The sequence below is a fragment of the Novosphingobium sp. NFX11 genome (assembly GCF_057376415.1).
This window is the reverse complement of record NZ_CP080385.1, coordinates 1,391,082-1,406,275: the sequence shown is the minus strand read 5'-3', so window position 1 is coordinate 1,406,275 and position 15,194 is coordinate 1,391,082. Positions and strand designations below refer to the sequence as shown.

The following is a 15,194-nucleotide window of genomic DNA, read 5'->3' as shown; positions in this document are numbered from 1 at the left end:
CAACGATGCGCCATTCCGCCCCGATAAGTTCGGGGAAGCTGCGCGAGGTTTGCGCTAGGCTTTGCTGCAACGGCGAGATGAGGGGTTCACGCTCTCGCCACCAGCTCCACAGGGGGAATACTCACGATGTCTTTCGTCGCCCGCATGAAGCCTTTCCTCGTCGCCGGTTGCGCTGCCGTAGCCTATGCAGGCGCCCCGTCCGCATGGGCCGCACCGGTTGCGGTCGCTTCCACCGCTGATGGCGCGCTGCTGCCGGTGCAGGTCGATGCCGCCAAGGGCAAGGTGCTGTTCACCCTGCCCGCCCCCGCCGCCGACGGCACTTCGGGCCGCTACCTGTTCACGCAGGCGATCAAGACCGGCCTCGGCTCCGCCGCGATCCGCATCGACCGGGGTATGCAGGGCGATACCAAGGTGCTCGCCTTCCGCCGCATGGGCGGCAAGGTCGCCGTAGTGTTCGAGAACCCGCGCTTCCGCGCCAGCGGCGACGCGGGCGTGCAGATGGGCGCGAAGGCCAGCTTCCCGTTCAGCACCGTCGCCATGCTCGACGTGGTGAGCGAGGGTGCCAACATGAACGGGGGCAGCGTCACAGTGGACCTCACCCCGCTGCTGATGACCGACGCGATGGACCTGGCCGGCGCGATCGGCGAGAGCGCAAAGGGCTACAAGCTGTCCGAAAAGCTCAGCGCGCTCGATCCCGCCTCTGTGAAGGTGTTCCCGAAGAACGTCGAACTGGAAACGGTCCAGACCTTCACCGCCGACAGCGCGGGCCGCGAACTCGATACGCTGGCGCCCGATGGCCGCGCGGTCAGCGTCACCGTCCATTCCTCGCTGATCGCGCTGCCCGAACCCGGCTTCGTGCCGCGCAAGTTCGACATCCGCTCGGGCAGCCACGCCACGCAGGCCTATGACTTCGGCACCCCGCTGGGCACGCCGATGCTGGTCGAATATTCCAACCGCTTCCGGCTGGAGAAGACCGATCCGTCCGCCGCGCGCTCCCCGGTGAAGAAGGCGATCGTCTTCTACATCGACAGCGCCGCGCCCGATCCGATCCGCACCGCGCTGGCCGACGGCGTGCGATGGTGGGCCGACGCCTTCGACGCGGCGGGCTTCGTCGATGCCTTCAGGGTGGAGATCCTGCCCCCGGCGTCGATCCGCAGGACGTGCGCTACAACGTGGTCAACTGGACCGACCGCCAGAACCGCAGCTGGTCCTACGGCGGCGGCGTGATCGACCCGCGCACCGGAGAGATCGTCAAGGGCGTGGTCGTGCTGGGCGCCCTGCGCGTGCGGCAGGACATCACCATCTTCGAAGGGCTCGTCGGCACCGCGCAGAACAACACCGGCGGCCCCAACGACCCGGTCCGCGCCGCGCTCGCCCGCATCAGCCAGCTCGGTGCGCATGAGGTCGGCCATGCGATCGGCTTCGTCCACAACTTCAAGGCCAGCCTGCAAGACCGCGCCTCGGTGATGGACTACCCCGCGCCCAAGGTCGCAATCGCCGATGGCAGGCTGGACCTTGGCGACGCCTACGCTACTGGCATCGGCAAGTGGGACAAGTTCACCGTGGACTGGCTCTACGGCCAACCCGCGCCCGGCGTCGACGGGGACGCGGAAGCCGCCGCCAAGGCCGATGCGATCCGCAAGGCGGGCCTGATCTTCGGCACCGACGTGGACGGCCGCGCGCCCGACCTCGCGGTGCCCGGCGTCAACATGTGGACCGAGGGCGACGACACCCCCGCCGACCTTGCCCACACGATGGAGGTTCGCCGCATCGCGCTGGCGAACTTCGGCCCCGGCGTGCTCCTTTCCGGCGAGCCGCTGTCCAACCTGCGCCGCAAGTTCGTGCCGATCTGGTTGTTCCACCGCTATTCGATCGACGCCACCGGCAAGCTGGTGGGCGGCGTGAACTATGAATACGCCGTCGTCGGTGACGGGCGCGGTGCGCCCTATCCGGTCCCCGCCGCTCAGCAGTTGGAGGCGATCGACGCGCTTGTCGGCACGCTTTCGCCCAGCGTTCTGACGGTGCCCGCATCGCTGACGATGATGCTGTCGAGCGGCAGCAGCGCCCGCCCCGATGCCGAGGCCGTGCCCGAAGTGATGCGCGGCGCGGGCGCTGCGGTGTTCGATCCGCTCGTCGCCGCGCAGGTCGCCGCGCAAGTCACCCTCGACAGCCTGCTCGCGCCCACACGCCTCACCCGTCTGCACATCCAGCATGGCTACGATCTCGAGCCAGCCCGGCGTCGGCACGCTGCTGGACAAGCTTTCGCCGGTGGTGGCCGCGCACGGCAACGCGGTTTCGCGCCGGATTTCGCAAGCCACCCTACTCGCCATCGCCGCCGCGCGGGCCGATGCCGATACCCCCGCCGACGTCGCCGCCCTGCTCGACGGCTACCTCAAGGACACCGCGACCGGCTTCGCGAAGGCGAAGGGCGGCTCCGAGGATGCGCTGTGGCAAGTCTCGATGGCCGCACTGCTGCGCGATCCCAGTCGCCTCGCCGACGAGATCGGCAAGGCCAGCCGCCCGCGTCCGCCGATCCCCGCCGGAATGCCCATCGGCGGTGACACAGGCTGGTTCGATAACATTCTGTCGGAATAACACCCCCACTCGATCCCTTTTGTTTGAAATCCAGAGGACATTCGGCACTATGGTTTCGAAATTAAAAAGAGGGGCGCTCAACAAGATGGATATGCAGTCCGGTAAACTGCACTGGCTGGATGCCGCGCGCGGCAAGCCAGCGCAGCACGAACTCGACGACACCGACCTCAGGTTGATGCGTGCCCTCGTCTCCGATGGGCGCGCATCGGACGTGTGGCTGGGCGAGAAAGTCCATCTGTCGAGCACCGCAGTCGCCCGTCGCCGCAAAATACTGGAAGAAGCGGGCTATATCTCGAACTATTCCGCCAACCTCAATGTCCGCGCGCTGGGCTATGGGACGCTGGTGATGGTCTCCATAGAGCTCATATCGCAAACCGAATCGGTACTGCAGGACTTCGAGAAGGCCGTGCTAGATAGCCCATCGATGCAGTTCTGTGCCTTCGTCACTGGAGACACCGACTTCCTGATGATCCTCAACGTGCAATCGCTGGAAGATTACGACATGATCTACCGCAAAGAGCTTTCGGTTCTTCCTCACGTGCGCCGCATCCGCAGCAGTTTCGTCCTGCGCGAAGTGGCCAGCCGCCAGATCGCGCCGGTGATCCTCGCCGGGCGTTAGTCGCCCTGCTGGTCGTCGCGGTGGCGGTGCGTCACCATGCGGCGATGGAGAGTGCGGACCACGTCGCTGCCGGAGGTCGTGAAGACCGTCGGCAGCAGTCCGTGGATCAGGCACTTGATGCCGCCCGCGACCATCGCGGTGCCGAAGCCGAAGGCCGACTGGAAATGCTGGCCGTAGGTCTCGCCGACAGACTCGGGATGATCCTGGAAGATCTTGCGAAGCATGGGGGATATTCCTTCAGTTGAGAGTGCTCGCCAGCATGGCCAGCGCCATTGCCGCGACGAGCGTGGAAAAGAGGTAGCGCAGCATATCCCGGCCGCCCGAGAGGCGCCCGGCGAGCATGCCGCCGCCAAGGCCGCCGAGCAGTCCGCCAGCGATCAGCGCGCTCGCCACCGGCCAGTCGACCAGACCCGACGCCGCGTAGTTCGCCGCCGTCGTGGCCCCGAACGCGGCGACGGCGATGAGCGAGGTGGCGACCGCCTCGGCCGTCGACATGCCGGTCGCCCTGACGAGGCCGGGCACGATCATGAAGCCGCCGCCGATGCCGAAGAAGCCCGCAAGGCCGCCGCTGCCCGCGCCGAACCCGGCGAGGCGGCGCCAGCCGGCAGGCACGGCGGCGACATCCTCGGCCGCGCGGCGCAGGATCATCGACGCGGCGATCACCAGCATCAACACCGACAGGCCGCGCAGCAGCCACTCGGCGTCGCATAGCTTGCCGAGGGTGGAACCGAGGCTCGCCCCGCCAAGGCCGCACAGCGCGAACAGCATGCCGCTGCGCCAGCGCACCCGGCCCGCCCGCGCGTGTCCGGCCAGAGCCATCGCCGCGTTCACCGCGACGCCGATCGCGCCGGTGCCGATCGCGAGGTGCGGATTGCCCAGCCCGATCACGTAGACCAGCATCGGCGTCGCCAGCACCGAGCCGCCCCCGCCGATCAGCGCGAGCACGAGGCCGATCAGGCCGCCGCAGCCGATCGCGGTCATCAGGGGGTGGGCATGGAGCAGGAACAGCATCGCGGGAACCGTGCGCAGGACGACACCCCGCGCGAAGCCCGCAGGTTCGCCGGTGTGAAATCGTCAGGTTGTAAGGAGAAAAGTGCGGCCGGCCGACGCAGTCGGCGCCGGTCCGGCCGCCAGGATGGGTAGGTTAGAAGTCGAAGGAGAGGCGGCCGTAGTAGTAGCCGCCGTAGGCACCGAACGGCGAGTTGCTGCCGTAAGGCGAACTGCCGATGGTGTTGGTCACGGTGTTCTTGTCAGGATAGGTGTTGAACACGTTGTACGCGCCGCCCGAGAGCTTGAGCTTCTCGGTCACCTGGAAGCCCACCTCGAAGTCGGTGATCCACTTGGCCCCGTAGCTCTGGTCGCTGGTAGCGGCGTTGGCGAGCGCCTTCCAGCTGCCGTAGCGGGTTTCCTTGGCATTGACCGAGAACGGACCCTTCGACCAGTTGAGGCCGAGGATGATCTTGTCCTTCGGGGTGAAGACCGTGAAGTAGCCCTGCGTCTGCCGGTCGAACAGGGTCAGGCCCAGGTTCGCCAGTTCCTCGGGGTTGTCGGCGATGTGGGTGATCTTGGTCTTGTTGTAGTTGTACGCCGCGCTCGCACGGACGTTGCCGAAGTCGCCCAGCGTGAAGCTGTAGTTCGCCACCGCGTCGATACCGCGCGTGCGGGTGTCGATGGCATTGGCGAAGAAGCGTACGTACTGATCGCCCGAGAACCCGTTGTCGCGCAGGATCTGGCGCACCCCGGCGCTCGAGAGCAGGCCTGTCAGGGTGATGCGGTCGTCGATGTTGATCTGGTAGGCATCGACGGTCAGCGTGAAGCCCGCCAGCGGCGTCAGCGTCACGCCGAAGCTGTAGTTGCGCGACTTCTCGGGCTTCAGGTCCTTGCCGCCCAGCGCCTGCGCGATGGCGGAGCCGGTCTGCAGGATCTTGGATCTCGATCAGCTGATACGAACCGTTGACCAGCGAGACTTGCGTGGCGGTCTGCGCATACGCCTGCTGCGAGAGCGAAGGCGCGCGGAAGCCGTTGGAGAACGCACCGCGGAAGTTTAGCCAGTCGGTCGCCTTCCACAAGGCCGAGACCTTGCCGCTCCAAACGCTGCCCGAGCTGTCGTCGTACGTCTCGAAGCGGCCCGCGCCGGTCACCAGCAGGCGATCGGTGAGGTCGAGCGCGAGGTCGATGTAGGCCGCGCCGATGGTGCGCTGGATGCTCGCCTCGTCGGCCGGGGTGATGACCGTGGCGCCCTGTGCACCGATCGCGCCGGGCTGTCCGGCCAGCGCCGAGCCGGTCGGGTAGACGTAGCCGCCGTTCTGCCACGACGCGGTGTCGAGCGACTTGGTGACGTAGCTCTCATAACGGAACTCCGCGCCGGCCGAGACCTGCAGGTTGCGGCCGCCAAAGACTTCGAAGCCCTTGGTGACGTCGAAATTCGTCGTCCACTGGTCGAACGCCGAGCTGAAGGTGTCGAATTTCGTCGGGCTGGAAGTGCCGAGCGAGGCATTCAGCGTATTGTCCGCGCCCGAACGCACGTAGTCGCGGCCGTACGTGGTGCTGAGGTCGAGATTCCAGCCGGCGACCGTCTCCTTCATGCCCGCCGTCGCCTGCCAGTCGGTCTCGGCCATCGTGTAGTAGGGCGTGAAGCCGTCGGGGTAGATCTCGACGATGTCGCTGGTGGTGCTGGGATAGCGGCCCGCCTGGCCGACGCGCGCTTCGCGGTAGCCGAAGGTGGCGTTGCTGTAGAGCGTCAGGTCGCCCGCCTGGATCTCGCTGTTCTGGGCGAGGTTGATCGACTTGAGGTCGGGCAGGCCGCCCTGGTAGCGGCGGCGGTCGCCGGTCGCTTCGCGCGGATCGTCAGCGCCGTTGATGCGCGAATAGATGCGGCCGGTGTAGTCCGAGTTACGCACCGTCGCCTTCTGGCGCTTGGCTTCGGCGGAGACTACGATCGAGCCGTTGTCGCCAAGGTGGAAGCCCTTGGACAGCTGCGCCGAGACGGTCTCGCCGTCGCTGCCGTTGACGCTGTCCTTGTAGCGCTGGCCCGCCTCGATCGAGCCGCTGCCCGCGTCGGGGTTGCTCTTGAGGATGACGTTGATGACGCCGGCGATGGCGTCCGAACCGTACTGCGCCGCCGCGCCGTCGCGCAGCACTTCGATGCGGGCGATCGCGCTGGCCGGGATCTGGTCGAGATCGACCGGATTGCCGCCCATCGAGGTCGAGCCCGAATTGAGGTCGATCAGCGCCGAGTTGTGGCGGCGCTTGCCGTTGACCAGCACCAGCACATGCACGCCCGAGAGGCCGCGCAGGCCCGCTGGACGCGTGACCGAGTTCCACGAGGAGGAACCGACCTGCTGCGACTGGAACGAAGGCACTAGCTGGCTCAGCACGTCGCGCAGCTGCATCGAGCCGCCGAGCTGGGCGATCTGCTCGCCGCTGATGACGTCGATCGGCGTCGGGCTGGTGGCGACCGTGCGGGCCTGCCCGCGCGAGCCGGTGACGACGATGTCCGAACCGCCCGGTGCTGCGGTATCATCAGCAGCTTGGGCGTACGCCGCGTTGCCGGTGGCGACGCTCAGCGCGAGGATGGACGAGGTAACGAGTATTCTACGCATTCAAACCCCCATGATGGGCGGCGTATCTGCTGCCGCCGGATAGATGACGCTGTCTCCCTGGGCATCGTTGCCCGAAGGGGCGACGGCGCCGACGTGTCCGGCGGGTTGTCCCGTCCCGGTTTGCGCGCCCTCGCCGACCGCCGCCGCAAATGCGGAAAGCGCGCCGTCGAGTTCGCGAATGAGGTCCGCGGTGTCCTCCAGCCCCACGTGGAGGCGGATCACCGGGAAAGTCGTGTCAGCGGCGAAGGACCGCTGGCGGATCTGGCCGTTGCACGGGATGGCAAGGCTCTCGAACCCGCCCCACGAGAAGCCGAGGCCGAACAGCTTCAGCGCGTCGAGGAAGGCGCGCTCGGCGCTCTCCGGCCCGTCGAGCACCACGGTGACGAGGCCGTTGCCCGCGCTGTAGTCGCGCATGAACAGGTCGTGCCCCGGCGCGCCCGGCAGCTGCGGGCAGAGCACTTCGCGCACCATCGGCTGCGCGCGCAGCCATGCGGCGACTTCCAGCGCCGCCTCGCCGTGACGGGCAAGGCGCGCATGCAGCGTGCGCATGCCGCGCAGGGCAAGGTAGGCGTCGTCCGAAGACACCGCCCAGCCCATGCTGCGCGACCCGCGCCGCAGCAACGCGCCCACTTCGCCGCTAGCGACGGCGCTGCCCATGAACACGTCGGAATGGCCGCAAACGTACTTGGTCAGCGCCTGCACCGAGATATCGACGCCATGCGCCAGCGGCTTGAACAACACGCCCGCGGAATAAGTGTTGTCCACCAGCGTCAGCACGCCGCGCGACCGCGCCAGCGCGGCGATGCCCGGAATGTCGAGCATGTCGAGCGTCAGTGAACCGGGTGCCTCCAGCACGATCAGGCGGGTCTTGTCGCCGATCATCGCCTCCAGATCATCGAGCGTGATATCGGCAGGGAAGTAGCGGACGGTGACGCTGTAGTCGGCCATCGTCGTCTCGGCGAAGCGGCGGGTGGGGCCGTAGATCGTGTCGCACACCAGCAATTCGTCGCCCGCGCGGCATGCCGCGAGGATCGCGCCAGACAGCGCCGCGAGGCCCGAAGGGTAGAGTTCGGCCACCTCGCCCCCTCCAACTCGCACAGCGAACGGCGCAGCGCTGCCTGCGTCGCCAGCCCGCCGCGTCCGTATGTGGGCGCTTCGCGTCCGAAGCAGCCGTAGTCGTCGAGAAGTACCGTCGTCCCGCGCTGAAGAACAGGTGCGGCCGTGCGCAGCGCGAATTCGCCATCCATTGCAGGATGGATCATCCGCGTCGCTTCACCCTTGCCGCCGTCTTCGGTAATCACTTTGAAATTCCTGTCTTATCCTGCGCGGCTAGAAGCCCGCGCGGCCTTGTCGTATCTTCTAGTCGGTAGCGGCGTTGACGATCTCACCCAGATTTCGTGCCGTCTCGCGAAATGCCGTGATGGACATCACGCCGAATTCTTCATTACCCGCACATTCATCACCCGGTCCTGCAGGGCGACATCGCGAGGGGCAGTTCGGTGGTGTTCTTCATCTCCTCCATCGCGAAGGCGGAGCTGACGTCGGTGAGCTTCACCATGCCGATGAGCTTCTTGTAGACCGCGTCGTAGGCCGCGATGCTGGAGACGCGGATCTTCATCAGGTAGTCCACGTCGCCGGTCATGCGGTACAGCTCGACGATCTCGGGCATCGTCTCCACCGCGTGCGCGAAGCTGCGCAGCCATTCGTCGCTGTGCTCGCTGGTGCGGATCGAGACGTAGGCGGTCAGTTCCAGCCCCAGCTTCACCGGGTCGAGCAGCGCCACACGGCCGGTGATCGCGCCAGCAGCCTCCAGCCGCTTGAGCCGCCGCCAGCAGCTGTTGTGCGACAGGTGGACGACCTCCGACAACGCCGCGACCGACAGCGTGCCGTCCTTCTGCAGCGCGCCGAGGATGCGGATATCGGCATCGTCGAGCGTCAGCCGTCCGGATGGGGCGCCGGATAGGGTGGGCGCCATCAGCGTGCCTCCGCCAGCGCAGGCGGGGCGAGCAGGTCTTCGAGCGCAATGCCCTTGGCCAGCCCGTCGCGGATCAGCGTCTCGCGGCGCACGGCGGCCTCGGCGCGGTCGATGTCTCCCGCCGCGTCCTCGGGCGAGAGGAAGACCACGCCGTCCGCATCGCACAGCGCGATGTCGCCCGGCCGCGCGACCACGCCGCCGACGCTGACCGCAGCATTGAACCGCCCGCCGAGGCCCAGCCGCCGGGTGGTGCGCGCACTCACCCCGCGCGCCCAGACCGGCAGCCCGGTCTCGAGAATTTCGCCGAGGTCCGCCACGGGACCATCGACGACGATGCCCGCGATCCCGCGCAGCATCGCCGCCGCCGCGACCACGCCGCCAACCGCAGCATGGCGGGTGTCGCCAAGCCGGTCGATCACCAGCACGTCGCCCCCGCGCAGATGCGAGAGCGCCTCGTGCAGCAGCGCGCCGTCCGGACCAGACAGAGCGAGCGTGACGATCGTTCCGCACGCCTTCATGCCGGGTGCGAGCGGCCGTAGCGCCGGATCGCACAGGCCCCATAGCCGCCAGTGCCCCAGCGTCGAAGTCTCCACGCGAGACAGACCGTGCACCAGATGGAGCGCGGCCTGCGGGGGCATCGGATGGCGATCGAACGTCATTCTCCCGGCGCCGCTTCGGGGCGGCGCGGATCGCACTTGGCAAAGTGACGCAGGAAATCGGCGACGTGGCCGACGAGGAAGCGGGTGAACACCTGCCCTGCCCGCGCGCTCGACAGCGAGGGATCGCCCGAGCCGACGCCGTCGTCCGCCACTTCGGTAGCATCGAGCGGCAGGTCCACGGATACGCCGCCAAACTGCGCGCTGGCGAAGTGCGGGTCGGACGGCAGCCCGAACACGGGCTTGCGCGGGGTGGGCCCCGACTTCGCCTCGCCAACGAGCCCGGGGGCGAGGTACATCATCACCGAGGTCACCGGATCGGCGCCATGGCCGCGTGCGGCAGCAGCCTTGTCGCCATGGGCCTCCTGCCACACCGTCTCAGGCAGCGAGCGCCAGAGATGGACGGCGGGAATGACCACGCCCGTCTCGCGGCGCACCGCGTGGACCACTTCGGCGATCAGCGGCGCGTTGGTGGAATGGCCGTTGACGATGACGATGCGGTCGAGGCCGTGGTCGAGGAAGCTGTCGATCATGTCGCGCAGCACCGCGCGGAAGGTCGATCCGCGCAGTTGCATGCCGCCGGGGAAGCCCCGGAAGAACTCAGCAAACCCGAACGGCAGCACCGGCGCGCAGACCGCACCCGCCGCTTCGGCGGCTGCCATGGCGATGCGCTCGGCGGCGACGAAATCGCCCATCGGCGCATGAGGCCCCTGCTCCTCCTGGCTGCCCAGCGGCAGGACGATCACCGGGCGGTCCTGCGCGATGCGCGCGGCGAAAGCGGCGTGACTCAGGTCCTGCAGGGCGTGCGGGCGAACGCAGTTCATAGCGACGCCTCGATGCGGATGGCCTTGTTCGCAGCGACCGGAATCTGGCTGCGCACGCGGTTCAGGATGCCCATGTCGATGGCGGCGGACGCACTGCCCAGCCCTTCGGACACGCGCGAAACGACGGTTCCCCACGGATCGATAATCATGGATTGGCCGAACGACTGCCGCTCGCCCGCAGGCGTCTGGTATGTGCCCCACTGGCCTGCGGCGGCGACCCAGCATTCGGTCTCGATCGCACGGCTGCGCAGCAGGACTTCCCAGTGGTCCTTGCCGGTCAGCAGGGTGAAGGCGGCGGGCACGGCGATCAATTGCGCGCCCTGCCTCGCCAGCTGCTGATAAAGTTCCGGAAAGCGCACGTCGTAACAGATCGAGCAGCCGACGGTGACGCCCTCGCAATCGTAGGTGACGATTGCCTTGCCGGGATCGACGGTGGCGGATTCTGTGGAACTTGGCGCCGTCGGCGGTGGTCACATCGAACAGGTGGATCTTGCGGTAGCGGGCCTGTTCAACGCCGTCGCGGTCGAAGACGACGGTGGTGTTGTAGGCACGGCCGGGATTGTCCGACTGCTCGTAGAACGAGCCGCCGTGGATCCACACCTTCAGTTCGCGGGACAGGCGCGAGAGCAGCGTCCAGGTGTCGCCATCGCGGTAAGGCTCGGCGACGGCGGGGGCACCGGCAGAGCCGCCAAGCCATTCGCAATGCTCGGGAAGCTGCACCCAGTCGGGGCGCTCCTTCGCCACGCATTCGCGCACGGCGGCCTCGATGGCGGCGAGGTTGGCGGCCTTGTCGCTGCGGGTATTGAGCTGGATGACGGCTGCGCGCAGCATCTTACTTTCCTTGAGGACGCGCGGCGGAGAGCGCGATGGCGTTGAACAGAATCTTGAAAGCGCCCTGAGTCTGGGCGCGCAGGGCTATCTCGGGACCGATGAGCACGACCTTGCCCTTGCCCTGCGGGACGGTGAGCACGGCGGCGGTGTCCTTCAGGTATTCGGGATGCCAGGCCCAGCCGCTGTGCAGCAGCGCGCCCTCACCGAACGACACCGCGACCGAGGTGCCGGGTGCGGTCGGACGGAAGACCGGGCTGGAATCGTAGAACAGGTCCACCTTGGGATTGAGGCCCCAGGCGATCGGGTCCGCCGAATTGGCATCGGCCGTCAGCACGGCGCCGGGCACGTAGAACTGGGTGTTCGACAGCGGCACGCGCTTGCCGTCCTTCTCCACCAGCAGCGGATCGGCAACCGGCAACTTCAGCGCGGCGGCGAGGCCGGACGAGGAAGACCCCATCGCCAGCAGCGTGCCGCCCGCGTCGGCAAAAGCCTTGAGCGCAGGGATGGTCTTTTCCGCGCTGATGTCACCCAGCGAGGCGCGGTACTTGGCGGGCATGTCCTTGGGATCGGGCTGGACGCTGTCGAAGCGGCCACGGAACATGCCGCCGTCCACGCCCGAGCGGGCATTCGGGATAGCAGCATCGGGCACGACGACGATGTCGTACGACTTCGCGAGGCCGCCCTTGTCGAGTTCCTGCGGGTAGACGATCGAGTACGGCAGTTCCTGCCCGTCGAGAATCCAGCGCAGCCAGCCGGTGGGATGGAGGCCGCCGTAGAGATCGACCACGGCGACGCGCGGCTTCTTCACGGCAAGCCGCTCGCCCTGCGGCGCGGCAGCGACCGCTTGCACGGTGAGGCCGAGTGACTTCGCGCCTTCCTCGACGATGCCGCGCGCCTTGGGGGACACAGGCACGAACCATGCGCCCGGCTCTACGGCACGTCCGGCAACAGCGAGCGGCGTCTTGTACGCGCTCACCGCGATGCCCGCCGCCTGGAGACGGTTGACGAGACGGAAGGCGTCGTTCTGGTCATGGCTGACGAGCCAGCCGCCGGAGGTGCCCTCCACGCCCGCATCCGCGATCGGCTGCGCATCGGGCGCGATCTCTCCGCTAACCGGGCGCACCTTCACCCCCACCGGATCAAGCGCGCGGGCGAACTCCACGCCCGCCTGAAACGCCGGGGTATAGCCCGAAGCGTCGGCCGGCGGGATCGGCGGACCGCCCGGATAGGCGAAGTTGTTCGGGTAGTGCTGCGGCTCGAACATGTCGAGCACATGGGCGCGGTAGGCCTGCGCGGCGGGGACGATGTAGGTGCCAGCCGGCCAGGTCTTGCCTGCGGCGGTGAACGGCTCCTCCGCCCGGCCCATCTCCACGCCGAGGCGCGAGAGCGAGGTGAGGAACTTCGCGGTCGTCGGAAAATCGTGCTGGTCGATCGGGACGATATAGGCCCGCGCATCGCGCTGCGCCGGATCATGCAGCACCGTGTCGTAGAGGTCGGCGTCGATCTCGCTCCAGCCGCGCGTGCGCACCGGCTTGGGCTTGCCGCCGCGCTCGGCCAGCGCCGCATGGGCGGCCTCGATGCGGTCCTTCGAGATCGTCCAGCTGTCGGTCGAGCCCTTGGCGATGGCATTGGCGCCCATCTGCCAGCGGTCGAACAGCAATTTCTCGCGGTTGTTGGCCGCATAGGTCAGCAGTCCGCGCGCGAGCGAGAGGCTGTAGGACACCGATTGCGCCATGCTCCACGGGCCGGGCTTCGCGGGCAGCGCCTGATCGTTGCCGGGCACCTGCCGCTCGGGAACGAAGGGGATCGTCTCGGGCACCGGGCTGCCGATGATCTCGACGAGGATGCCCACCGCGTTGTGGAAGTACGTCGAGGTGCGCAGGTTGCCGTTGTACCAGGTGTCGTAGTGCGCGCCGCTGCGGGCGGTGGCGCCGCCCTTGTTCTCCGACAGCAGGCGGCTCTGCAGCGTGGCACCCACTTCGTCGAGGCTGGAGATCACCAGCGGCTCGTAGTGGTAATTGAACGGATCGCGGAACGGCGGGAGGAACAGCACGGTGCCCGCGGGGCCCGTCTGGTGCTGGTTCATCACGATCTGCGGGCGCCAGTCGCGATAGAGCACGCGCACCATGTTCTGCGTCTCGACCTGCGTGGCGAGGAAGAAGTCACGGTTGTTGTCGTGCCCGACGTAGGGATGGTAGAGGCGCGGCAGCGACTTGAAGTCCGCCTCGCGCTTCATCGGATCCTTGAAGCGCATGTACCAGTCGGCCACGAACTGCTGGCCGTCCGGGTTGTCCGGCACGAACAGGGTGACGACGTTGTCGCGGATCTTGCGCGCCTCTGGGTCGTCGGACGAAACCAGATCGTGGACCTGCGCGATCAGCGCGGTCTGCGCCTCGACCTCGCTGGCGTGGAGGCCGCCGTCGATCCAGACCAGCGCCTTCCCGGTGGCCGCCATGACGCGGGCCTTCGCCGCATCGATGCCCTCGGCAGCGCCGAGCGCGCGGCTTGTCTCGCGGTATGCGTCCAGCTTGGCAAGGTTTTCCGGCGAGGAGACGACCGCCATGACCTGCCTGCGTCCCTCGGTGCTGGGGCCGATGTCGACCAACTTCACCCGGTCGCTGGATGCGGCAACGGCCTTCCAGTAGGCCATCATGCCGTCGTAGGACGGGACGTAGCGATCCTCGCCCATCGGGTGGCCAAGCACTTGTTCCGGGGTCGGCACCGGCTTTTCCTGCGCCAGTGCAGGCGTTGCCAGCGTCAGGCAGGTGGCGAGGAGGGGAGCGCGGGTCAGTCTCATCGGTCGATGGCCTTTGCAGGATCGGGGGGCGCACGAAGGCGATCACGAGGAAGGAAAGCAGGGCAGCGGCCGTGACGTAGAAGGCCGGGGCGATGGTCACCCCGGTCACACGCACCAGCAGCGTCGCGATGAAGGGCGCGAAACCGCCGAACAGCATGACCGCGCCGTTGTAGCCCATCGACAGCGCGGTGTAGCGCACCCGGGTCGGCAGCAGTTCGCACAAGTACGTCGGCGCGGTGCCGCTGAAGAGGCCGGAGAAAACGCCGGCCACTGCGGTTGCCGTAATGACGGAGATGCCGCTGCGCGCCTCCGCCATGAACAGGAAGAGCGGGATCGAGACGATCGCGAAACCGCCGGCGCTCACCAGCAGGAAGGGCTTGCGCCCGACTTTGTCCGAAGCCCAGCCCGCCAGCGGGATCACCGCGACATTGCACAGCGCGCCGGTCAGGGTGCCGAGCAGCGCGTAGCGCGAGGGCACTTCCAGCACCTGGCTGGCGAAGCTGACGAGGAAAGTGCCGTAGGTATAGCCCGCCACGGTCCAGATCACGACCATGCCCGCGATCGTCAGCACGGTGCGGCGGTGGATCGTCAGAGCCTCGCGCAAGGGGTGCTCGGGCACTTCGCGTTCGGCTTTGAAGTACGGGGTTTCAGGGACTTTCGCGCGTAGGTAGAAGCCCAAAGGCGCGATCAGGATGCCCAGCACGAAGGGCACGCGCCAGCCCCACGCCTGCAGGTCCTCGGCCGAAAGCACCGAATTCAGCGTCAGCGCCACCAGCACGGCGGAGACCACCGCGAGGCTGGTGCTCAACTGCTGCAGCGCGCCGAACAGGCCGCGCCGGTGGGCGGGCGCGTACTCGACGAGGAACGTGGTCGCCCCGCCCCACTCGCCGCCGGCCGCAAAACCCTGCACCAAACGGCACACAACGAGCGCACAAGGCGCCACCAGGCCTACAGAAGCATAAGTCGGGATCAGCCCCGTCGCACATGTCGCGCCCGCCATCAGCATCATCGTCAGCACCAGCGCCGACTTGCGCCCGAAGCGGTCGCCCATCGATCCCAGCACCATCGAGCCGACCGGGCGCATCACGAAGCCGACGCCGTACGTCGCGAAGCTGGAGAGGATCGTCGTCACCGGATCGGCGGCCGGGAACATGGCGATGCCGATCTGCGCGGCGAAGTAGCCGTAGATGATGAAGTCGAACAACTCGAACCAGTTGCCGATCATCGCCGAGGCCAGGGCCCTCGCAATGTCCTTGCGGCCCGGAACCGAACGCGCAACAGGTCCCTCGGCGGGA

12 protein-coding genes and 4 pseudogenes are annotated in these 15,194 nt (G+C 67.7%); 3 read left to right on the top strand and 13 right to left on the bottom strand.

The genetic code is table 11. The features are described 5' to 3' along the window. Window positions 1–126: 126 nt before the first annotated feature. The 3 genes from KZO24_RS24325 (at window position 127) to KZO24_RS24315 (ending at window position 3,214) form a co-directional block, all read left to right on the top strand. A complete protein-coding gene (locus KZO24_RS24325) occupies window positions 127–1,227 on the top strand; it encodes a DUF5117 domain-containing protein (protein WP_486487356.1) in 1,101 nt (366 codons plus the stop codon). Next, entirely contained in the window at window positions 1,161–2,561 is a 1,401-nt protein-coding gene (locus tag KZO24_RS24320; RefSeq protein WP_486487355.1) for a zinc-dependent metalloprotease, read from the top strand. The genes KZO24_RS24325 and KZO24_RS24320 overlap by 67 nt, the downstream gene beginning before the upstream one ends. Window positions 2,562–2,686: 125 nt before the next feature. After that, window positions 2,687–3,214: an Lrp/AsnC family transcriptional regulator gene (locus KZO24_RS24315; protein WP_370424483.1), complete on the top strand. Its 528-nt coding sequence runs from the start codon at window positions 2,687–2,689 to the stop codon at window positions 3,212–3,214. On the opposite strand, the gene KZO24_RS24310 is transcribed toward KZO24_RS24315, so the two are convergent. The 13 genes and pseudogenes from KZO24_RS24310 to KZO24_RS24250 all read right to left on the bottom strand — a co-directional run. Further along, window positions 3,211–3,438, bottom strand: coding sequence for a DUF6356 family protein (locus KZO24_RS24310; RefSeq protein WP_271184137.1), 228 nt, complete (start codon window positions 3,436–3,438; stop codon window positions 3,211–3,213). The genes KZO24_RS24315 and KZO24_RS24310 overlap by 4 nt on opposite strands. Window positions 3,439–3,451: 13 nt before the next feature. Beyond that, window positions 3,452–4,225: a sulfite exporter TauE/SafE family protein gene (locus tag KZO24_RS24305; RefSeq protein WP_271184136.1), complete on the bottom strand. Its 774-nt coding sequence runs from the start codon at window positions 4,223–4,225 to the stop codon at window positions 3,452–3,454. Window positions 4,226–4,358: 133 nt separating this feature from the next. After that, complete coding sequence (locus tag KZO24_RS24300; protein ID WP_486487354.1) at window positions 4,359–4,523, bottom strand: hypothetical protein; 165 nt, start codon at window positions 4,521–4,523, stop codon at window positions 4,359–4,361. A gap of 18 nt (window positions 4,524–4,541) precedes the next feature. Next, window positions 4,542–5,090, bottom strand: a pseudogene (locus tag KZO24_RS24295) (TonB-dependent receptor domain-containing protein); the annotation flags it as partial. Window positions 5,091–5,244: 154 nt separating this feature from the next. Then, window positions 5,245–6,816, bottom strand: a pseudogene (locus tag KZO24_RS24290) (TonB-dependent receptor plug domain-containing protein); the annotation flags it as partial. Next, a complete protein-coding gene (metC, locus tag KZO24_RS24285) occupies window positions 6,817–7,893 on the bottom strand; it encodes a cystathionine beta-lyase (protein ID WP_486487353.1) in 1,077 nt (358 codons plus the stop codon). A 382-nt stretch (window positions 7,894–8,275) separates the two neighbouring features. Further along, window positions 8,276–8,791: an Lrp/AsnC family transcriptional regulator gene (locus KZO24_RS24280; protein ID WP_271184133.1), complete on the bottom strand. Its 516-nt coding sequence runs from the start codon at window positions 8,789–8,791 to the stop codon at window positions 8,276–8,278. After that, entirely contained in the window at window positions 8,791–9,450 is a 660-nt protein-coding gene (locus KZO24_RS24275; protein ID WP_271184132.1) for an RraA family protein, read from the bottom strand. Before KZO24_RS24275 ends, KZO24_RS24280 begins: the two co-directional genes overlap by 1 nt. Beyond that, window positions 9,447–10,271, bottom strand: a complete 825-nt coding sequence (locus tag KZO24_RS24270) for a creatininase family protein (protein ID WP_271184131.1) — start codon at window positions 10,269–10,271, stop codon at window positions 9,447–9,449. The genes KZO24_RS24275 and KZO24_RS24270 overlap by 4 nt, the downstream gene beginning before the upstream one ends. After that, window positions 10,268–10,684: a nitrilase-related carbon-nitrogen hydrolase gene (locus KZO24_RS24265; protein ID WP_486487761.1), complete on the bottom strand. Its 417-nt coding sequence runs from the start codon at window positions 10,682–10,684 to the stop codon at window positions 10,268–10,270. Before KZO24_RS24265 ends, KZO24_RS24270 begins: the two co-directional genes overlap by 4 nt. 112 nt (window positions 10,685–10,796) lie before the next feature. Beyond that, window positions 10,797–11,102 (bottom strand): annotated as a pseudogene (locus KZO24_RS24260) (nitrilase-related carbon-nitrogen hydrolase); the annotation flags it as partial. A gap of 1 nt (window position 11,103) precedes the next feature. Beyond that, a complete protein-coding gene (locus KZO24_RS24255; protein WP_486487352.1) occupies window positions 11,104–13,899 on the bottom strand; it encodes a M14 family metallopeptidase in 2,796 nt (931 codons plus the stop codon). A gap of 34 nt (window positions 13,900–13,933) precedes the next feature. Next, a pseudogene (locus KZO24_RS24250) lies at window positions 13,934–15,124 on the bottom strand (MFS transporter); the annotation flags it as partial. Between the last annotated feature and the right edge of the window lie 70 nt (window positions 15,125–15,194).